Below are 1,715 nucleotides of genomic sequence, written 5' to 3'. Positions count from 1 at the left end.
TTTTGGTTTCAAGCGTGAGCGCCGACAAGGTGCGCTGCACCGTCGTCACTGACACACGGCAATGATTCGCAATGCTCTTCATTGATTGGTGTTCTGTCAATTCTTCAAGAACACGATAATGTAGATCGCTTGGCAAGAAATCGTGGTGATGATGTAGAAATCAATCGAGTGCTTCAAGAAGCTGGAGTTCAACTAGTTTCAACCTCTGAAAATATCGACAGTACACCAGCAGGAAAATTACTCCACGGTATTATGAGTGACATAGCTGAATTTTACTCTAATAATTTAGCAAATGAAGTCATGAAGGGGCTAACTCAAAAAGCAAAATCTGGAGGAACAATCGGTCGAGCACCTATCGGCTACAAAAACGTCGTTCTTTTTGATGAACGATCCAGAGAAAATAGGACAGTTATCCTTGATGACGAGCGAGCTCCCTTGGTTCGTTTAGCGTTTGAGCTTTACGCTTCAGGAGAGTGGAGTATACGAACCCTCGCAGAACATTTAGCCAATCAAGGTTTAAATATGCCTCCTAAAGCAAAGTTACCAAGTAAGCGAATGAATAAGCGTCTATTAAGTGGCGTTCTAAAGAATCCTTATTATAAAGGACTGATAAAATGGAAAGGTGCCTACTTACCAGGAGCTCACACTCCTCTTGTTTCAGAGAAATTATGGGATAGCGTTCAAGATGTACTCGAAACTAATAGGGCTGGTGAAAGAAGTCGAAAGCATGAGCATTACTTAAAAAGCACAGTCTATTGTGGCGAATGCGGTGGACGACTACTTATACACAATGCAAAATCACGGTCTGGAGATATCTACCCATATTTCGTTTGCTCTAATAGAGTTCGTAAAGCAAACAGATGCACTCATAAAGCCATCTTAATAGATGACATTGAAAAAAGCATCTTTGATCTATATGAAAAAATTACCATCTCAACTGATGACAAAAATCGAATGAAGGACTATATGGATGAATACATTAAAAAGAGCTCCGAAAATTATGATACTGAACATTCAAACTTAAAAAAAGAGAAAGAAAAGATTGAAAGAAAACAGATCAAACTACTAGATGCTCACTACGAAGATGCAATCCCTATCGAACTCTTTAAGAAAGAACAAGAACGATTGAGAACTGCGTTAATAGGTATTGATAACCAATTAAAGTTACATACCAACTATTGTCAACACGCACAACAAAACTTCGAAAGAATACTCGAAATAATTGAAGGATGCAATAAGATGTATAGCACAGCTCCTAACTATGTAAAGAGACTGTATAATCAGGCTATTTTTGAAAAAGTTCTTATATACTCCAATGGTAATCTATCCTATGAGCCTACCGTTAGCTTCGACCCCGTAATAAGCATTAAAACTCAAAGAAAAAAAGAATCCACTGTTTCCAGTGGATTCTTCGACACATTTATCTCAGTACCTAACACCTTAAAAAATTTTTTTGGTGCAGGTTTAAATAATAACAAAATGGTCGGGAAGACAGGATTCGAACCTGCGACCCCTTGGTCCCAAACCAAGTGCTCTACCAAGCTGAGCTACTTCCCGCAACTACAATTTTATTTTTACTTAAAAAAAAGACCACGCGCCCAAGAGGAGTCGAACCCCTAACCTTCTGATCCGTAGTCAGACACTCTATCCAGTTGAGCTATGGGCGCATCTTATTATTTGTACCTATGCCGAGGACCGGAATCGAACCGGTACGG

General features: G+C 39.3%; 1 protein-coding gene, 2 tRNA genes and 1 pseudogene. 1 reads left to right on the top strand and 3 read right to left on the bottom strand.

Going from position 1 to position 1,715, the window contains the following annotated elements:
• A partial coding sequence (locus tag IW492_RS18470) for a helix-turn-helix domain-containing protein (protein WP_269160951.1) occupies positions 1–136 on the bottom strand: 136 nt, incomplete at its 3' end.
• Positions 137–168: 32 nt separating this feature from the next.
• Here IW492_RS18470 and IW492_RS18800 point away from each other — a divergent pair.
• Positions 169–903, top strand: a pseudogene (locus IW492_RS18800) (recombinase family protein); the annotation flags it as partial.
• Between the two features lie 577 nt (positions 904–1,480).
• On the opposite strand, the gene IW492_RS17775 reads toward IW492_RS18800, so the two are convergent.
• Positions 1,481–1,557, bottom strand: a tRNA-Pro gene (locus IW492_RS17775).
• 36 nt (positions 1,558–1,593) lie between these two features.
• A tRNA-Arg gene (locus tag IW492_RS17770) sits at positions 1,594–1,667 on the bottom strand.
• Positions 1,668–1,715: the final 48 nt, after the last annotated feature.

Origin of the sequence: Enterococcus sp. BWB1-3 (assembly GCF_016745275.1) — a bacterium.
Lineage (GTDB): Bacteria > Bacillota > Bacilli > Lactobacillales > Enterococcaceae > Enterococcus_L.
The sequence above is the reverse complement of the archived record's forward strand: the minus strand, read 5'-3'. Positions and strand labels throughout refer to the sequence as shown.